At 52.2% G+C, this 362-nt stretch carries 1 protein-coding gene; it reads left to right on the forward strand.

What is annotated here, in order from left to right:
* A complete protein-coding gene (locus I6E40_RS11105) occupies window positions 1–60 on the forward strand; it encodes a hypothetical protein (protein WP_410897058.1) in 60 nt (19 codons plus the stop codon).
* Window positions 61–362 lie beyond the last annotated feature (302 nt).

Raw genomic sequence — 362 nt, forward strand, 5'->3', positions numbered from 1 at the left:
GTGAACCGCGTTTGCTACGACATTTCCTCCAAACCGCCTTCAACCATTGAGTGGGAGTGAGCCTCCTGCGATGCATGAAAAAACTTTGGACACGTCATTCAGACGTGTCCAAAGTTTTTTCTTTTATGAATGGTGGGGCAGATGCGAAGTTCGCGTCTGCCCCACCAAGTTTGTTCGTTTGTTTTCTGTCATTTTCGTCTCATCCGCTCGGTGATGTCGGTGAGGCTGTTCTCGGGATGTTTCACTTGGAAGAGTCGCTGGTTGGTGGTCGGGGAGGAGAGGGGACCGAGGTCTGCGCAGTAGGGACCGACTTTCACGTAGTCAAAAACGGAAAGCGAAGCGGCGACCTGTGGCGAAAGTTC

It is taken from the genome of Prevotellamassilia timonensis, from assembly GCF_021531665.1.
GTDB lineage: Bacteria > Bacteroidota > Bacteroidia > Bacteroidales > Bacteroidaceae > Alloprevotella.